The organism is Myroides fluvii, assembly GCF_009792295.1.
Lineage (GTDB): Bacteria > Bacteroidota > Bacteroidia > Flavobacteriales > Flavobacteriaceae > Flavobacterium > Flavobacterium fluvii_A.
Genome location: NZ_CP039934.1, coordinates 3,163,725 through 3,183,157, shown reverse-complemented (window position 1 = coordinate 3,183,157; position 19,433 = coordinate 3,163,725). Strand labels below are relative to the sequence as shown.

Below are 19,433 nucleotides of genomic sequence, written 5' to 3'. Positions count from 1 at the left end.
TTATTTTTCTAATTTTTATTCCCATTCAATTGTTGCAGGTGGTTTAGAACTGATATCGTATACCACTCTATTTACCCCTTTAACCTTATTGATAATCTGATTGGAGATTTCCATTAAGAACTCATAAGGTAAGTGTACCCAATCTGCGGTCATACCATCTGTTGATGCTACTGCGCGTAAGGCTACTACTTTTTCGTATGTTCTTTCGTCTCCCATTACACCTACTGAATTTACAGGTAACAAAATAGCTCCTGCTTGCCAAACTGAATTGTACAATCCATGTTCTCTTAATCCGTTGATAAAAATAGCATCTACTTCTTGAAGTAAGCTTACTTTTTCTGGTGTGATATCACCTAAGATACGAATTGCTAATCCTGGACCTGGGAAAGGATGACGACCTAATAATTCAGGGTCAATTCCCAAAGAAGCTCCTACTCTACGCACCTCATCTTTGAATAGCATACGCAATGGTTCTACTATTTTCAATTTCATAAAATCAGGTAATCCCCCAACATTATGGTGTGATTTGATAGTTGCAGAAGGTCCTTTAACCGAGATGGATTCAATTACATCAGGATAGATTGTTCCTTGACCTAGGAACGTTGCATCTTTAATTAGTTTTGATTCATCATCAAATACCTCGATGAACACGCGTCCAATAGTTTTGCGTTTTGTTTCTGGATCTTCTTGACCTGCTAGAGCATCCATAAAACGTTTAGAAGCATCTACTCCTTTTACGTTTAATCCCATTCCTTCATATTGCTTCAATACGTTATTGAATTCGTTTTTACGCAATAATCCGTTGTTTACAAAAATACAATGTAGGTTTTCTCCAATTGCTTTACTCAACAATACCGCAGCTACTGTAGAATCCACACCTCCTGAAAGGGCTAAAACTACTTTTTCACTTCCGATTTTCTGGCGTAAATCTGCAATGGTTTCATCTACAAATGAAGCGGGGGTAAAATCTTGTTTTACTCCTGCGATATCTACTAAAAAGTTTTTTAATAGTTGAGCACCATCTGTTGAATGGTAAACTTCTGGGTGAAACTGAATCGCGTAGGTTTGTTCTCCTTCGATTTTATACGCTGCATTGGCTACATCTTTAGTGCTTGCCAATAAAACAGCATTCGCAGGTAACGTTTTAATCGTATCACTGTGGCTCATCCACACTTGACTGTTTGCTGGGATATCTTTTAAGAAAGGATCATCCGCAATAAACGCAAGATTCGCTCTTCCGTACTCACGTGTATCCGATGGGGCTACTTCTCCACCGAAGAAATGCGCCAAATACTGAGCACCATAACATACGGCTAATAAAGGTTTTTTACCTTTAATTTCAGCAAGTTCTGGGTGTAAAGCTTCTTGTGAACGAACAGAATATGGGCTTCCTGATAGAATTACCGCATTATACGCTGATAAATCCTCTGGTAAACCGTTATAAGGTAGGATTTCGCAGAATATATTTAATTCTCGAACCCTTCTCGCAATTAATTGTGTGTATTGCGAACCAAAATCTAAAATAAGTACATTGTGTTGCATATGCAAAAATAGATAATTCACACAGACTACAAAAAAGTTTTACTGCATTTTTTTTTTTGCTGAATTCACAACACTATTCCGCAATAAAGTAAAAGATTCGAATATTTTCACATTCTCACAAATGAAATACTTAAAAAACTCGCAAAAAACATTTTTCATAGTATCAAGTCACTTGATCTTTACTTATATTTGTGCTTCGAGTAACCCTGTTTCCCTTACCAACAGGAGGAAAAAACTTTAAAATATTCAATATGGATTTTGGAATTTACGAAACCTTAATGTTAGCTTGTTTGGTCCTTTTATTAGGCCATTTTATTGTATCAAAAGTCAATTGGCTACAAAAGTATAATATTCCAGAACCCGTAGTTGGCGGTTTTTTAGTTGCTCTATTTACTTGGGGAGCTCATTCCTTTTTAGGAACAGATTTTACTTTCAATGAGGCCATTCAACAAAGCATGATGCTCGTGTTCTTCTCTTCTATTGGATTAAATGCGGATTTTTCTAAATTACTTCAAGGGGGAAAATCTCTTGTTATTTTTCTTGTCATAGCAGCAATATTTATTATTTGCCAAAACTCTTTAGGTGTAATTCTAGCAAAAGTCCTCAATCTCGATTTGAGATTTGGTTTAATAGCGGGATCGATTACCCTTACAGGGGGGCATGGAACAGCAGGTGCTTGGGCAGATGATTTTGCCGTGAGTGGCAATCCTCTTTTGGGAGCCAAAGAAATTGGCATGGCTTGTGCTACTTTTGGGCTTATTTTCGGAGGATCAATTGGAGGGCCTTTAGCCTATCGATTACTCAAGAAAAACAACTACAAAGAGGCTGATCCTGATGCGATTGAAAAACAGGAAGAAGAGCAAGATATTACCAAATCTAAAAATTTCTCTCCGATTAGTTACACCACCATGATGCACACCGTAACGATGACAGCTATTTGCTTGGTATTGGGACAATGGTTAGCGGATTGGAATGCTCAGTTTTCGTTCAAATTACCCACCTTTGTTTGGTGTTTATTCATTGGATTACTTATTCGAAATAGCTTAACGTATATTTTTAAATACAAAGTACACAGTAGAAATATCGACGTTGTTGGAAACACCGGATTATCTATCTTTTTAGCTTGTGCCTTGATGTCGTTAAAACTGTGGCTAATTGTAGATTTGGCCTTACCTATTTTATTTATTCTATTGATTCAAGTTATCCTGATGCTCTTTTTTGCGGCTTATGTTACGTATCGTTTGATGGGGAAAGATTATGATGCGATTGTACTCAGTGCCGGACACTGTGGATTTGGATTAGGAGCTACAGCAACAGCAGTTGCTAACATTCAAGCGGTTACCAATCGATTTGGCCCTTCCTATAAGGCGTTTTTAATTATTCCACTTGTAGGTGCGTTTTTTATAGATATTATCAATGCGTTGATTTTAAATATATTTTTGACCTTTATTTCTTAACAGTTAACAGGGATTGGTTGACAGTTAACGGTGAACAGTAATCAGTTAACAGTTAACGGTGAACGGTTAACGGTGAATTTTTCTGATTTAAGGAAATATTTTCTTTAATCGATAGTTCACAACGCACAAACAACAAACAACAAACAACGAACAACGCACAACCTATGCAACGTATTTTAGCTATAGCAATCATTTTACTGGGAATCTATATGATTTTCCTAGGAGTTAAATCCAATATGCAACCTCCTCTTATTACGGGAATTGGTTTCATTCTTATTGGATTCTTGTTTTTGAATGGTAAGAAATGAGAGGATACGGTGAACGGTTAACGGTTGACAGTTAACGGTGAACAGTAATCAGTTAACGGTGAACGGTGAACAGTTAACGGTGAATTTTTCTGATTTAAGGAAATATTTTCTTTAATCGATAGTTCACAACGCACAAACAACAAACAACAAACAACAAACAACGAACAACATACAAAAAAAGCCAACCTTTTCGGGTTGGCTTTTTTTAGTTTGTATGTTTGTAAATAAGTTTTGTATTAAAAAAGGTTATTGATTACCTTTTGCGTAATCCGCTAAGAATTGCGCTAATCCGTTATCAGTTAATGGGTGTTTTAGTAACCCTAAAATAGCTGATAAAGGTCCTGTCATTACGTCTGCACCTAATTTAGCACAGTTAACAATATGCATGGTATGACGAACTGACGCTGCTAAGATTTGTGTTTCAAATCCGTAGTTATCGTAAATTTGACGAATCTCTTCGATTAGGACTAATCCATCAGTAGAAATATCATCCAAACGTCCAATAAAAGGAGAAACATAGGTTGCTCCTGCTTTTGCAGCTAATAAAGCTTGTCCAGCAGAGAATACCAAAGTAACGTTGGTTTTAATTCCTTTAGACGAAAAGTATTTACAAGCCATTACGCCTTCTTTCGTCATTGGCAATTTAACAACGATTTGTGGATGTAAAGCCGCAAGCTCCTCTCCTTCCTTAATCATTCCTTCGTAATCGATTGAAATTACTTCAGCACTTACATCTCCTTCTACAATATTGCAAATTGCTTTGTAGTGATTTAAGATGTTTGCCGCACCTGTAATTCCTTCTTTAGCCATTAGTGAAGGATTTGTAGTCACTCCATCTAATACCCCCAACGCTTCTGCTTCCTTGATTTGATCTAAGTTAGCGGTGTCAATAAAAAACTTCATAATTTTAAACTTAAAATTTGTTATGTTGTGTGCCAAAAATACAATTTAAATTTCCGTTTTAGGCATCCCCCTGCTCTTTTTTATCCTTTAATTTTATAATGGTTCATTAAAAGCCTTTCATACGCTTTACCAGGAAGAATCTTTTTCAAAAACAGGGAAAATTTCTGCATCGGTGCCCCTACAACGTAGCGTACTTTTGGTTTTGGTGTTTGGATTATTTTAAAAATAGCTTCAGCCATTTCACGCGGATCTCCTCCACTATTGACATGCTCATTCATCATATCCAAGGACATTTTGTACATTTCTTCATAAGGAGAACAATCAACAACTGGAGCATGGTAGCGTCCTGCAGCAATATTAGTTGCAAAATCCCCAGGTGCTACATTCGTTACTTCTACACCAAAGGTTTTTACTTCCATACGCAAGGACTCCGTAATTAATTCCAACGCTCCTTTTGAAGAGGAATAATAACCGCGAAAAGGCAATCCCATATAACCAGCAATTGAGGTAACATTGATAATCAGTCCTTTTTTTTGCTGACGCATCGTTGGTAAAACAGCTTTCATAACGGCAATAGGTCCAAATACATTGGTTTGAAAATTATTCAAAATCTCCGCTGTAGGCACTTCTTCAATGGCTCCTGTAATGCCAACACCCGCATTGTTAATTAGAATATCAATGCGCCCTTCTTTCTCTACTACAGTTCGCACAGCCTCCGCAATACTTGCTTCATCGCGAACATCAAGTTGTACCAAAGGAAATATGGACATCGTTACGCCAGCTGGATTTCTACTTGTTCCGTACACTTTAAATCCTTTTGCATGTAAAAACTCTCCTATTGACTTCCCAATACCAGAAGATCCACCTGTAATAAAAACTACTTTCGTCATGGTTATTTCTTTGTTTCCAACAAATATAAGATAACTAATAAAAAAGACAATCGGAAGTAGCCTTTAAAAAACCAAGGGAATGGGTGAGCATGTTCATACAACGAAAAATAAGTAGTACTTTTGATTGCGAGTTATCAACTACTAATTCTATTTGACACCCTATGAAAAAATATAGTATTTTATCTTTCGTTAGCCTATTGAGTTTGGGATTATTTCAATGTCAATCTCCACAAACGGTGGTGCAAAACACACCTATAGAAGCGAAAGAGGCTTATTTCACCCGCATTTCTTCCGATTCTATTCAAAAGAGTTTATTGATCTTAACGGCGGATAGTCTAGAAGGGCGTCGCACGGGAGAACCTGGACAAAGAAAAGCGGCAGCGTATCTGGCGAATTACTATACCCAATTAGGCATAGGAACGCCTCCGCATACCACAAGTTATTTTCAACCGATTCCCGCTTCTTTTATGACCAACTGGCAAATGAAGCTAAAAGACAGTGAAAACGTTTGGGCGTATATGGAAGGAAGTGAAAAACCAGAAGAAGTATTGGTACTATCGGCCCATTATGATCATATGGGTATCTTATTAAACAAAATTTACTATGGCGCTGATGATAACGGTTCGGGTACCTCAGCGGTTATGGAAATTGCTCGTGTATTTCAATCTTTAGCAAAAGAAGGGATTCGCCCGAAACGCTCCATTCTTTTTTTACATTTAACTGGAGAAGAATTTGGTTTATTTGGTTCTAAGTTTTACACGGAAAACCCGCCGATTCCTTTGTCTCAAACCATCGCCAATTTAAACATAGACATGATTGGAAGACGCAGTGCGGAACATCCTACTACAGGCGATTATATTTTTTTAGTGGGATCGGATAAATTAAGTCAAGACTTACACGATACAGCCGAAAAAGCAAATCAGGAATCGGTTAATTTAGTCCTGGATTATACATTTAACGATGACAAGGATCCTCAGCGTATCTACTATCGTTCGGATCATTACAATTTTGCAAAAAACAATATCCCTGCGATATTCTTTTACAATGGCACCCATGACGATTACCATTTGCCATCGGATACGTTTGATAAAATCGACTTTCCAATTCTAACCAAAAGAACCCAATTTATATTTGAAACTGCTTGGAAATTAGCCAATGGAGCAAACAGACCTAAACTCAACTAAAACGCGGATAAAATGGGCAAAAACGGCTGATATTTCGATTTTTGTCCTTTGCTTTATTCACCTCATGCTTTGGATTGTACGGGCGTCTTATCTCACGGGTTCTCACACGGGTGAATGGGCTGCCTGGGTGTACAATGAACTGTATACTCCCATGTATTATGCGCTATATGTTTTACCCATTGCACTAGGATTCAGCGTTATAAACCGAAAACTATCGGTAGATTCCTTCGCTTTCTTATCTTTTAAATCACTGATTATTACGTATTTTCTTATTTTTATTTTGAAGTGATAAAATTGCTTTTTCGTCTTTTTGTCGTTTGCTTTTTTGTGGAGTTTCTTCGTAAAAAGAACGAATGATCTTCTTTCTGAAAAATCAACCAACCCCTCATAGTTGATTACTGATAGCTTTTAGGATTTTGGCGTGTTGTACGTTGTGTAGACAAAACTCCCTTACCGCTACCCTCAGCAGGTGGACGCAGCGGATGCGACCCTTCTCCTTCGTGACCTCAGGACATACTGGGGGTTGACAGTTTACGGTTGACAGTTACTCCCTTGTTACTCCTACCCATCGCTATGTTTCCTCAACGCAGAAGAGGCCAAACAAAAAAATACTATTTATTTTGAATCAACTTTTCCAAGCGGTTCATCATGTCGTCTTTTTCTTTCAGCATACGCTCATACAACGCAATCTTTTCTTCGTGTAGCTGAACAATTTTATCAATAGGACTATTATTAAAAATAGGATTATAATTAATATCATTGAATGTACTAGATATAATATTAATCGCTTGTTGTTCATCAAAATTCTCAATTGCTTCAACGGGTATTTTCAACACTTTTGAAATCTGTTGTAAGAGGGAATGATCAATTACTTCTTTCTGTTCTAGTAAAGAGATCTTCTTTTGATTCCAATCTTCCCCTAAATCAAAGGCAAGAACTTCTTGTTTGATTCCAAGCATTTCTCTAAAACGCTTTACATTTCTTCCTTGGTGTACTGCATGTTCCATACTTAATCGCTGAATTAAAAGGCTCAAAGATAAAGCCAATGAGTTAAAAAGACTGAATGGTAAAGTTAGAAAATTATCTGGTAAAATATCCTATAACATGAATATTATAACGGATAAACTCATGCTCTTTTTATTAACGCTGGTTATTGCTTTTTTGCTTTTTGTTTTTTGCTCTCTTGTTACTCCTACTCCCCACTATGTCTCCTCGACGCAGGAGAAATCGAAACGTAGTGAAGATTCATCGAACACTAAAATAAATATAAAATAGGTGAGAGATATTCATCGAACTCCAAAACAAAATAATAACTTGGTGAGATATGTCGCATCTGTTGCTCAACGCTTGTTACTCCTACCTACCACTCCCCCTCAACTGGATGGACGCAACAGATGCGACCCTTTTTCTTTCTTCGTCAGGAGGACAAAAGTTGAATGAATTTTTTATTTTCAGGGTGATACTGGGTGGTGGTGGTGGGTGACAGTTGACAGTCAACTAATTACTATTCTACCCTATTTAGAAATATACTTTGGATCAATATAATCGGTTAACCAAACGCCATTAGCGGAACAATAAAACAGCAAACCATCTTCCTTCATTTTTCCAGCTAAAATAGTTAGGACTATTACGCTACCATGACGGGAACCTACGGCTGTTGCTGTTGCTTTATCTCGACTCAAATGCACGTGTTGGCGACTCATTTTTTTGATGCCTTCCCTGTAAATAGACGATAAAAAACGATTGGCTGTTCCATGATATAAAAACAATGGAGGATCTTCGGGAGAAAACTCCAAATCCACCACAATTGAATGTCCTTGATTGGCGCGTATTTTTGTTTGGTCCTCGTTAAATGAATATCTTTTCTTATTGTTTGTCGCTACAACCTCATCCAATTCACTTCGGGTAAAAGAAACGCGATGTTTTCCACATTTTTGAATTAATTCGTCAATATCTGCCCAACCGTTGGCATCCAACTGAATACCTATGTTACTGGGTTCATGTCGTAAAATTAAAGACAAAAACTTTCCTATACTTTTCTTTCTTGCTTCTTCCATTTAGGCTTGTAAATCTTCTAGTGTTAGCTGCATCTCCTCTAAACGATGTTTTAGATTCTCTATGATATAATAATCCTCCGCTCTATTTTTATACTTTTGATACACTACTGCATACGCTTGTGGCAATCGTTCATCCTTTACTCCTTTAAGTGCTTGTATACTATAGAGTACTACATAGTAATCTTCGTCTTCTAATGCAGTAATGAAATAGGATGCATAGGCTTGTCTATTTTCCAATTTCCCCAAAATGAAAATAGTTTGCTGTCGCATAGTAACCAAGGGTGAAGTAAGTTTAGAAAGTACTAAATTACCAAAGTCAGGTGTAGCCTTTGCCGCTATATAGGTATAAAAACGATACGTTTCTATTTCATCAATCTTATCTTTATAATATTCCAGCATGGGCAACCAATACGCTTTATCCTCAGCATACCAGTGAATATGCTGCAACACAAACAACAAATTGTCTTCGATCTGTTCTTCCAAAAAAGGAATAGCCACATGGAATTTTTTTGCTGCTACAATTGAAATTAAACTCAACTTTACTTGATTAGCTGTCTTTGGAATCGCTTCTACTATCTCATCTAAGATTTCTTTACTAACCGTACTTCTTGTTAACAAAGTACGCAGATAAAGGAGCTGTCCTTTTTCTGTTCTACTTTCCTGATAAGCAAGCCAAAGTGACTCATTCGATCCTCCTAAAGCATAGCCAAAATCTTCACCACCATCCCTGACTAATTCCCCTGATATAAGCTCGTCCAACCAACGTTCATACCAAGCTAAGAGATTCGATTCATGTGCAAAATCGGACAAATAAGTATCATGGAGGTAAACGATTCTCCCCTTGTGTTTTCCATTCAAAACCAAGCAAGTTATAGCGGCATCTCCTTGTGTTCCAATTGGCAATAATCCACCAAATAAAGCAGCAGTATGCTTAAGATAGTCTGCTCTTGTTTGTTGTGTGTTATTGTATTCTTTTACTCGTCTATTCCAAACATCATTACACATATCTGGATCTAATAAACAAGGATAAGACAGGAATTGTTCCCCATCTTCCATGCTTAAATCTTCTAATCCTCCTCCTAACGGATAAATCCCGTAATAAGGTCCAGCCGCACTCTCCCTATATGCATTTTCATTTGAATTGCCATTTCCGATTTGAGTCACAAATGCAACATAAGCTTCGGGTAATTGAATATTGTACTTTTGTTCCAAAACAGCAACTTCCTCTATACTCACACAGGCACCTACTTGATAGCCATGGGAATCAGCTCCAAATACAACAAGACCTTTATCGTATTTTTGGATGCCAGTTAATTTCTCTTTGATTCTACTTAGTTGTATCTCCACTTTTCTTCTCCTCCTTTATTTTATTTTGGGATCGACCAATAACCTACAAGGGTCTGTTGATCCAATTGTACTTCCACTAGCAGACCTTCCTCATTGGTAATCATGATACAATCCCAAGGTTGTACTTCAAAAGATTGGGTATTAATCCCAACTTCTCCCTTCGCTAATGCAAATAGCATAATAAACGGTTGATGGGTTTGAAAGGGTTGATCACGCACAGCAACTACCTCATCGACAATGTCATCTCTCAACATCAAATTAAAATCAGTCCCTTGCGTATAAGAAGTAATGGTATCCGTTGATTTAAAAGCAAATAGCTCGTGATTTTCATACTGTTTATCCACTCCATTGATGGTCAATTGGAGCTTGCCATCCAGCATGGCTAAATAGCGGTGATAGCCTTCAAATTTGGTAAATTCGGAGGGAATCGTTTCAATGGTAGCACTGCTGATTCGAAAGGCAAAATTTCGATCGCCATAAACAGCTTCTTGAGGATAAATGGTATATGCTCTGGTCTGTCCGCCTGTCCATTGACTAGCCGTTACGCTTTCTTTTGATCTAAATTCAATATGCATACTAAACGTGTACTTAAAAGCCTAAAATTACTACATTTTTTATGTCCTCAACTCCCTAATTCTAGTTGATTTTTCACTAGGTTGTAGTATGCTCCTTTTTTAGCGGCTAAGGTTTGGTGGTTTCCTTCTTCTATGCATTGTCCGTGTTTCAACACGACGATGTGATCCGCTTTTTTTACAGTGGATAATCGATGGGCAATAATCAATACGGTTTTTCCTTTAAAAAAAGCCTGTAGATTATCGTGAATGACTTTTTCATTTTCCGCATCCAAAGCTGAAGTCGCCTCATCAAAGAAGAGGTACTGTGGATTTTTATAGACTGCACGTGCAATTAAAAGGCGTTGCTTCTGTCCTCCTGAAATACCATTGCCCACGGCACCAATTTTGGTTTGATATCCCAAAGGCAATTCAGATATAAATGATTCTATATTGGCTATTTGAGCAGCGTAAGCTAATTTGGATTCGCTAAATGCTGGATCACTTGTTGCAATATTTCGTGCAATGGTATCCGAAAAAATATAGCCGTCTTGCATGACTACCCCTGCATTTTCTCTGATGCTTTTTGGCGATAAGGTTGATAGGTCTTCTGTATTATACTGAATACTCCCTTGAGTGGGTTCATAAAATCGCAAAAGCAACTTCATCAGTGTTGTTTTACCACTTCCACTAGCCCCTACAATAGCAGTGACCTTACCTTCTGGAAAGAACAAATGAAGATTTTTTAACACATAAGGCGATTTGGGGCCTTCATATTGAAAAGATACGTTGTTTAAATGAATCCCACGAGTTGCAACGTTTTCTTGTTTCTCTTTTGTAACAGTTAATGGTTTTAAGGACTCTTGCTCCTCGATGGGATGCTGTTGTACTTCATTTAATCGAGTTAAACTCAACTTTGCATCTTGGAGTGATCGAAAAAAAGAGATGAGTTGATTTATGGGACTATTCATCTGACCGATGATATAAGAAACACTTAGTAAAGCACCTAAGGACATTTTTTGATGCACCACTAAATAAGCCGCAAGAAAGGTTACAACGATATTTTTCAATTGATTGATACATTCAAATCCAGAGAGTTGCAATTGATCTACTTTTAAAATCCTTCTATTAATAACAAAAAGTTTTTGCTGTATTGCTTCCCACTCTATTCGCTTGGTCTCTTCCAATTGATTTAATTTCATTTCTGAAACACCATGAATCATTTCATAAATTGCTTCTTGATTTTCACTGCGCTGTTGAAAGCGAAAATAGTCTAACATTTTTCTTTTTTTCAGCCAATACAAAGACCAACCAATAGAAAGAAGCGTTAGACTCATATACACCATTAGAATCTGGATATCGTAATACCACAATACACCAAAAAAAACAGAAAAGGTAAGCATTGAAAATACGGTAAGCAAACTATCTGAAGTTAAAAACTGTTCAATCCTCTCGTGATCTTGAATACGTTGATTAAAATCGCCCATCAATTTGGTATCAAAAAACGCAATGGGTAATTGCAATAATTTCTTTAAAAAATCAGAAATAATTTGAATGTTGATTTTGGTTCCCATGATCAACATAATCCAATTTCTACCTACACTAAACACAATATTACCCAGAAAAAAGGCAAGTTGAGCCATCAATACATACGTTATAACAGATAAATTAGATTTATTGACTCCTTCATCTATAAGCTGTTGCGTTAAAAAGGGAAAAAACAACATCGTCAAGGTACCTAAAAGTAACAATCCTATTAATTGTAGCACTTGTTTGCGAAAGGGTTTGAGGTAGTTGAGCAAATAGTGAACCGTTTGCTTTTGGGGTTTGGGTATAGACTGATCGGAAAAGGATTTTGTCGGTGTCAATAGCAAAGTAACCCCTCGCTCTCCATCAGCTAACCACGATTTTTCAAATTTCTCTTGGGATAAGGCAATCAATCCATAGCCTGGATCTGCAATTTTATATTTTCTTTGTTTGGAAAATAAAGTAGTCGAAATTTTATAGAGCACAACAAAGTGATTTTGATTCCAATGTAAGATACAAGGTAGCAATGCTTGTTCTATCTCTTGTACTTTAATTTTTACTGCCTTTGTTTTTAATCCTATTTTCTCGGCAGCCAAACTAATCCCCAATAAGGAAACTCCTTCTCTCGAAATGAAACACTGTTCTCGGATGTATTGTATATCAACTTCTTTGCCGTAATACTCAGCTATCATCGCCAAACAAGCGGGACCGCAATCCATTTGGTCGTGTTGGGGGGTGAAATTCATGGACTAAAAATCAAGATCAAAAAATGGTTTAGGTGCTTTTGGGCATTTTACATCTGGATAATACCATTTATCCTCTCCATATGCTTTAACAGTCTCTCTCCAACATATCTGCTTCATAGAAAGCTTACACTCCTCATATTCCTCACAAGTTTTACAAGGACTATCAGGTTTTAATTCATCTTGTGGAATGCTTTTTAATACTAGTGCACTTGTTGAATTCCAAATTTCTTGAATCGATTGTTCCTTCACATTTCCAATTAAAAAATGATTATTCCAATACAGTTCCTCACAAATAGTAACATTACCGTCTGGAAGAATAAATAGTTGTGAATTATTAGCTGAACATATACCTCTATTTTTGAAATTCTCTTTTTTTTGTTCATAACTTATTTTCTGCGATTCAGACACTTTTAAGCCAGAAATATTTATCCAGCTTTCATTCAATGATGATAAATAATTATATATAGAAACGATTTTTTCTTTGTGAGGTTTAAATTCAGAATACTCATAATCTAAATAAATGGAAGGACCAGCTGGATCAAGTTTCCAAGAATGAACATTTTTAAGTTCTTTAATAAAAGAATACATCTCTTGTATATCATCCAATTGTCCATTGTATTTATTTATAATGCTGTGTATATATATTTTAATCCCTGCTTCATCAATATTTTTTAAAGAATTCTTCATTTTATTAAGGTAATTTTTGTGAACCTTAAGCGTTTTAATAAGGACACCATTATTTTGAGAATCAAGTGAGATTTGAATATCCTTTACATCTATACTTTTTAAATCATTAACTATTTTTTGAGTTATAGGCACTTTAGTTGATAAAAAAGAATTATAACCATTCTTTTTTAATTCAACAAGCAACTCTTTCCATTTGGGGTAATACAAAAATTCTCCACCAATTATTTCAAAGCTTCTAGAATTATGTTGTTTCGCCTCATAAATTAATGCCACAATCTTTTCAAAACTTATATCACATTTAATTTTCTTTCTTATATCAGCATAGCAATAGATACAATCTGTAGCACATTCAGTTGTCAACATTAAGGTAATATCCACAGGGAACACAGTTCTTTTGTGAATTAAATTCAATTTATCATAGTTAAATAGATTATGATCTAATCTGGCTCTTGTTTTATCTTCTTTGACATCTATTAAACAGTTTATTGGAAAAAACATTATAGTATTATCTAATTCAATAAAAAATTGTTCTTTATTATCAATAATATTTAGTACAAAATTATTCACAACTATTTCGTCAATATTCAAAAAATCAGATATAGCTTTTATTGTTTTATAAAAATTCTGATCTCCAGTGAAAAAATTTAGAATAACAGCATAAAGAGGATGAATAAATGTAAATACTTCAGGAATAGAATATAAAGATATTCTAAGGGTCTCTTTACTTAAGAGTAAGGTTCGTCCTTCATCAGGAAATAACACATACGCGGGATTGAAGATGATTCTTCTATTTCGATTTTCCATGTTGAATTATTTTTAAATTGTACAAAAGATTTAACTCAATCAACTTTAAATTATGGCGGTAATTTCTGTAAAATTACCGCCTGATTATTAAAACTTACACAGCATTACCAGGTGTACAAGCAACGCAAGTTGAATTACAAAAATTCTGAGGTCCTATTGCACCTCCCTTAATTCTAATCAAATCTGTATTCAACAATTCTTGAATTTTAGGATTTGATTTCACTGATTGTTTTTTGTTAAACTTCATTTTAATTAAATTACATATTAACCTACTCTTTTAAAAATGGATTTTTGGCATCCTCCATCTTTGTTGCAACAAAATTTTATTCAATTTGATCTGTTTTTTTCCTCCTCGTTACTCGGTTTATTTTCATTGCTTCTAAAGGAACTTTTACCTAGCGTATAGTTTACAGCAATTCTTATAAACTGTCTATCTTCATAATTCTTAGCATGATTAACAATCCCATTAAAATTTGACACATTATCCATTTTTGCTGTCCGCAATAAGTCCGCTCCATACATAGACAGCACTAAGCTTTGGTTTAGAAACACTGCTTTAAAACCAACATCAAATGAAGACAGCGCTTTTCTTTTATATATACTTTCATATTCAGACAATTGAGCCCAATAATTCATAACTATTACCCAGTTTTTATTTTTGGTGAGAAAGATTTCATTTCCCAATTGAAAAAAAGCACTCCAACTTTGATAGGATTGTAAAGTTTGGGGTAAAGAAGATTTTATTTGTTTGTTATAAATAGTTGCTGCAAGAACACTTTCCATAAAATGGAAGGGATTAAATCTATAGTTTTCAGTAATTCCCCATGTGAATTGATTATAAAAATTCTCATATTTTGTTATAGAATTAATGTTGTCGTTGGTGATATAATTGACTTGATTAAATATATTGTTGGAAGTACTTAGATAAACTGTTGTATTCCAATTGTTTTTATAATTATAATTGAGCTCATAATTATCTGTTTGATACGGTTGTAAAAAGGGATTTCCTTCGGATGTCGTCGTTTGATTAATATACCGAACAAAGGGATTTAAAATAGAATAAGAGGGTCTATTAATTCGTCTACCATAATTTAGGCTAAAAGCATGGAACTCATTTAATTTATACATGAAGTAAACCGTTGGAAATAATTTAGTATACAGGTTGTTATTCGTCTGACTCAGTGTAGTAGAATTTCCTTTTGTATTTGTGCGTTCCACGCGTAATCCTGCCGTAATTTCTAAATGTTTTCCTATCTTTTTGCTTCCTGAGATATAGACAGCTGCTATGGATTCAGCATAAGTAAAATCATCATTTGTTCCATCATTTGTTCCATCTTTTAAAGCCAACATTTCTGAATTCAACGCTTGAAATCTACTTTGACTATTATTTTGAGTATGAGAAAACTTTGCGCCGTAAGAAATATCTACTCCATTTAGTTTTTGTTCTATATCAAGTTGAGTAGCATAGTTTTTAATATCCTGCTTACTCCCATTTTCTGCTTGATAATCATTTCCAGAAACATAATGGATAAAATCATCATACTGTTTGGTTATAAAAGATCGTGAATTATTACTACTGTAATTGAAATAATCAACATTTAACATTGCTTTACTACCTATGGAGTCTATTTTATAAGTAGAGTAAAAATTTAAACTCCCATTGCGTTTTTCGATATTAGTTGTAGATAGCGTTTGCAAAAGATATTTTTCTTCATTCTCTATATAGGTGTCATTTTTCTCCTCTCCTTTAATTGTGTTATCGGTAACTAAATATTGAATACCAATTGTAGTCTTTTTATTTAATTCATAATCTAAACCTAGGTTTATAGCATTATTAGCTCGATAATCATACTTCATTTCACTTAAAGAACGATACATTTTATCGCTATAATAAATCGTCGTGTCTTCCGTTCTATTAAAATATAATCCATCATTATGATTGATACTTCCATAGAAAGAAATTGCTTTTTTAGTATAAGCTACTATTAGCGTTTGCCCTACTTGGCTGTATTTAGATTGCTTAAAAAACGCACCTAGATCTACATACCAATCCTTTTGTGTTTCTCTTTTTAAATTAATATTGATGATACCACTATTACCTTCAGCTTCGTAATTTGCGGGTGGATTAGTTATAACTTCAATCGTTGAGATGTCTTCTGATTTTATATTTTTCAAATACCCCAGGAGATCATCTCCAGACAATTTCAACATTTTATTGTTAATCATTACAGACAACTCGCTTTTACCTATTATTATAATTTGATTATTTCTAACACTAATATTTGGGGCTATATTCAAAACATCTAAAACATTCCCTCCTTGAGATACAACAGAATTCTCCACGTGAAAAACCAAGCGATCGACTTTGCGTTCAATCAGCTTTTTCTTGGCTGTAATGGTAATACTGTCTAACATTACACCTTCATCTACTGTGAGTTGCCCTAAGTTGAGATCTTGGGTTAACGTGATAACTTGACTGTATTTCTCTTTGCCAAATTCAGCGAGTGTCAACGTATAGCTTCCCCTTACAGCTTGTAACGTAAAATTCCCTAAACTATCGGTATAGGTATGAGGCATATTGGATGCTGTGCTAGTAGTGAGATAGACATCCATGAATTCAACCGGCTGAGTCGTTGCATTGACTACCTGTCCTACTATACGAAAGGATTGACTATAACTCACACCATCACCTAAAAGCAATAGTATAAAAAAGTAATTAAGGAGTATTTTATACATAATAGAACTATTTTTCAATCAACATATAAAAATCAAACATAAGTAAATGATTGTCAATTTATTATGATTTATTTTATCTAAATTAAGTGAATTAGATTTCCTAGCCGCTACACCTAAGGGTAGTTTTTACAAAAAAAACAGAAGTTTAGGGTATGTTTTTCTTGTAAAATTCTTCATAATTCCTAAACTTTCAATTAAACCTACTCTATTAAGGATTTTCGGCTTTACTATATCATAGTCTGTTTCTACTTTGATTGTCAGATTGCACATTGGAGTATTTCGTTTTACCTTGATTATTAAAAGTGTATTGGATAGAAAACGTAACTCCTCTTGTTAATCGTTTCTGATAAAAATCAAACGTAAAATCAGTATAAGTAGAACGATTTTTATCTCTACGCGTATTTAATAAATCTGTGATATAAAGTTTAGCAATTAACTGATCACCTACCATCTTTTTCTGAACAGTCACATCTAATCCATATTGATAAGCCCCCAGTATGTTTCTATACTGTGATTGGTAATCATAGTTACTAAATAATTCAATTAGGTAACTTTTAGGAAGCGTAGCTTGTAAATAGATATAGTTATAGCATGTTGGGCGAGATTTTTTTAATTCACTTGATTTAAAACTATAATAATACACCCCTGACGAAACATTTACATAGAGCCATTTAGTGATATTTCCTGAATAGGTATGATCAATGCCACTATTGTATTCTTTACCAAAATTCAGTGGTTGCACATAATTAGTACTGTCTTTTACAAAATATACTTGTTGTATAAGGTCTTTTGAAAATCTAGTAAACAGAGAAAATTCATTTTTACTTGTTCCATATGTAAGATCGATTCGTTGATTATATTGTGGAGTTAGATCTGGATTTCCCTTTTGAAATAAAAAATCACTCTGTTTTATAACAAAGGGGTTTAAATCTCTGAATGAAGGTCGATTAATACTTCGACGATAGGATAACGACAAAAAACGTTTATTATCTATACTATACTTATAGAAAAGAGAGGGAAATAAATCAACGTAACTCACCTTAACATCTTCATTGTTTATCTTATTTATCCCTGTTACTGATGTAAATTCTCCTCTTAGACCAACTTTTAAATAATTGTGTTTAGTAATCGATTTCTCTATTGAGGTATAAAACGCAACAATATTTTCTGTGTTTTTAAAATCTTCAATACCCTTTGGCATCAATTGCCAATCTTGGTCCCTCTTTTCTGAACTATTCAATTCATTACTGCGTGCTATTCGATTGAATTTAACACCTGAAAACAGTTGCCAATTTGATTTCAACTTTTGTAACCAGTCAACTTGCCCTGTATAGTAAATGGATGGAGCCTTCGTATCGAACAAAAAATTGCTGTCTCCCACCTGACCTAGAGCATAGATAATATTCCCCGTATTATAACGATTCAATCTATTACTACCATAATCGCCAATAAACTTGAGGTAACTTCCAAGGGTATCTATGCTATACTTGTAATTAATTGTAACGTACCAAATAGCTGTTTTATCATGGGTTAACGAATTAGTTTCTCCCTCAATTGCTAAAGTGGGATTGTAAATTTTAAGTAATTGATAATCTGTCAACCTGTCTTTTCCATTCCTTAAGAAAAACTCCCCGCCAAACTCGTGCTTTATATTCGGATAAAACACAATCCCTGTTCTAAAATTGTACGATTTGTTGTCCTGTAAAAAAATTCCATATTGGTGCTGTCGTCGTGAATTGCTATAATCGAATTGATTGTTGTATAGTCCTTTTGATCTATTTTTGCTAACACCTGAGGTAAAATAGACATTCCATTTTTCATGCCCGTAGATTAAATTAATGTCTCCAAAAAAATTATTATATCTTGGTTTATAATAAGTTCCACTCGTTTTTACAATCCCTCTAAGACCATAAATTTCTTTTTTTAGTACTATATTCACTATTCCACCGCTATTTGAAGCTTCTGCATCTGCCGCTGCTACATCTTGAATCTCTATGCTTCTAATATCCTCAGAGCTCAAACTCTCTAAATAGTGATTCAAATCTTCTTGGCCCATCGTAGCCTTTCGACCATTTACTAAAACCTGTACTTCTTTTTTCCTCAATTGTATGGAGCCATCACTGCTAATTTGAAGTTTAGGACTCCTCCGAAGAACCTCTAATCCATTATATCCTTTAGCCAAAGGGCTGTTTTCTATATCGAAAAGAAGTTTATCACCTTTATACTTCACAAAATTCTTAATCGCATTGATCGTCACTTCTTCCAATAGCACAGCATTATCAATTGCTAAAACACCTAAATCTATATCTTTTACTAAATCAATCGTTTTCATCCAAAGTTCCTTTCCAAACTGATCTATTTTTAAGGTGTAAATTCCCCTTTCGGCATTTAGAATAAAACGTCCCAAACTATCCGTATACACCTGAGGCATATTAGAATCAGAGGTATAGGTAAGGTACACATCCATAAATTCGATTGGTTGATTTTTCGTATTTACCACTTGTCCTTCTATGGTAAACGATTGGCCATAGCATCTACCTCCAAGCAACAATAAAATGAAAAAAAAGGAACAGAATAATGTAGACATACTAGAACTATTTTTAGATAAAATATTCAAAAAATAAAAACTAACACATTGAATATCAATCATGTATTTTATTAAAATCTAAATTAAGTGAATTAGATTTCCTAGCT

15 protein-coding genes are annotated in these 19,433 nt (G+C 34.8%); 4 read left to right on the top strand and 11 right to left on the bottom strand.

Annotated elements, in window-relative coordinates; genetic code table 11:
* Nucleotides 1-15: 15 nt before the first annotated feature.
* The gene (gene guaA, locus FBR08_RS14195) at nt 16-1,542 is read right to left on the bottom strand and encodes a glutamine-hydrolyzing GMP synthase (RefSeq protein WP_158963323.1); all 1,527 of its coding nucleotides are present in this window, start codon (nt 1,540-1,542) and stop codon (nt 16-18) included.
* Between the two features lie 251 nt (nt 1,543-1,793).
* On the opposite strand from guaA, the gene gltS reads away from it, so the two are divergent.
* Nucleotides 1,794-2,999 (top strand): sodium/glutamate symporter, encoded by a 1,206-nt coding sequence (gltS, locus tag FBR08_RS14190; protein ID WP_158963322.1) that lies wholly within the window; start codon nt 1,794-1,796, stop codon nt 2,997-2,999.
* 164 nt (nt 3,000-3,163) lie between these two features.
* Nucleotides 3,164-3,307, top strand: a complete 144-nt coding sequence (locus FBR08_RS16785; protein WP_199268605.1) for a hypothetical protein — start codon at nt 3,164-3,166, stop codon at nt 3,305-3,307.
* A 246-nt stretch (nt 3,308-3,553) separates the two neighbouring features.
* Here FBR08_RS16785 and fsa read toward each other — a convergent pair whose 3' ends face one another.
* Both fsa and FBR08_RS14180 read right to left on the bottom strand, forming a co-directional pair.
* Nucleotides 3,554-4,210, bottom strand: a complete 657-nt coding sequence (fsa, locus tag FBR08_RS14185) for a fructose-6-phosphate aldolase (protein WP_158963321.1) — start codon at nt 4,208-4,210, stop codon at nt 3,554-3,556.
* 80 nt (nt 4,211-4,290) lie between these two features.
* The gene (locus FBR08_RS14180; protein ID WP_158963320.1) at nt 4,291-5,100 is read right to left on the bottom strand and encodes an SDR family oxidoreductase; all 810 of its coding nucleotides are present in this window, start codon (nt 5,098-5,100) and stop codon (nt 4,291-4,293) included.
* A 161-nt stretch (nt 5,101-5,261) separates the two neighbouring features.
* Here FBR08_RS14180 and FBR08_RS14175 point away from each other — a divergent pair, with 161 nt between their 5' ends.
* Both FBR08_RS14175 and FBR08_RS14170 read left to right on the top strand, forming a co-directional pair.
* Nucleotides 5,262-6,284 carry a M28 family metallopeptidase gene (locus FBR08_RS14175; RefSeq protein ID WP_158963319.1) on the top strand — a complete coding sequence of 341 codons (1,023 nt, stop codon included), beginning with the start codon at nt 5,262-5,264 and terminating at the stop codon, nt 6,282-6,284.
* Nucleotides 6,256-6,573, top strand: coding sequence for a hypothetical protein (locus FBR08_RS14170; RefSeq protein ID WP_158963318.1), 318 nt, complete (start codon nt 6,256-6,258; stop codon nt 6,571-6,573). Before FBR08_RS14175 ends, FBR08_RS14170 begins: the two co-directional genes overlap by 29 nt.
* Nucleotides 6,574-6,895: 322 nt before the next feature.
* Here FBR08_RS14170 and FBR08_RS14165 read toward each other — a convergent pair whose 3' ends face one another.
* From FBR08_RS14165 to FBR08_RS14130, 8 genes are all read right to left on the bottom strand, one after another.
* Entirely contained in the window at nt 6,896-7,291 is a 396-nt protein-coding gene (locus FBR08_RS14165) for a helix-turn-helix domain-containing protein (RefSeq protein ID WP_158963317.1), read from the bottom strand.
* Between the two features lie 507 nt (nt 7,292-7,798).
* A complete protein-coding gene (locus tag FBR08_RS14160; protein ID WP_158963316.1) occupies nt 7,799-8,341 on the bottom strand; it encodes an RNA 2'-phosphotransferase in 543 nt (180 codons plus the stop codon).
* On the bottom strand, nt 8,342-9,688 hold the full coding sequence (locus tag FBR08_RS14155; RefSeq protein ID WP_158963315.1) for an SMI1/KNR4 family protein: 1,347 nt from the start codon (nt 9,686-9,688) through the stop codon (nt 8,342-8,344).
* A gap of 20 nt (nt 9,689-9,708) precedes the next feature.
* Nucleotides 9,709-10,263, bottom strand: a complete 555-nt coding sequence (locus FBR08_RS14150) for a HutD family protein (protein ID WP_158963314.1) — start codon at nt 10,261-10,263, stop codon at nt 9,709-9,711.
* A 47-nt stretch (nt 10,264-10,310) separates the two neighbouring features.
* Nucleotides 10,311-12,512 carry a peptidase domain-containing ABC transporter gene (locus tag FBR08_RS14145; RefSeq protein ID WP_158963313.1) on the bottom strand — a complete coding sequence of 734 codons (2,202 nt, stop codon included), beginning with the start codon at nt 12,510-12,512 and terminating at the stop codon, nt 10,311-10,313.
* A 3-nt stretch (nt 12,513-12,515) separates the two neighbouring features.
* Entirely contained in the window at nt 12,516-14,003 is a 1,488-nt protein-coding gene (locus tag FBR08_RS14140; protein ID WP_158963312.1) for a radical SAM/SPASM domain-containing protein, read from the bottom strand.
* 327 nt (nt 14,004-14,330) lie between these two features.
* A complete protein-coding gene (locus FBR08_RS14135; RefSeq protein WP_158963311.1) occupies nt 14,331-16,739 on the bottom strand; it encodes an outer membrane beta-barrel family protein in 2,409 nt (802 codons plus the stop codon).
* A 232-nt stretch (nt 16,740-16,971) separates the two neighbouring features.
* Nucleotides 16,972-19,326, bottom strand: a complete 2,355-nt coding sequence (locus tag FBR08_RS14130) for an outer membrane beta-barrel family protein (RefSeq protein WP_158963310.1) — start codon at nt 19,324-19,326, stop codon at nt 16,972-16,974.
* Nucleotides 19,327-19,433 lie beyond the last annotated feature (107 nt).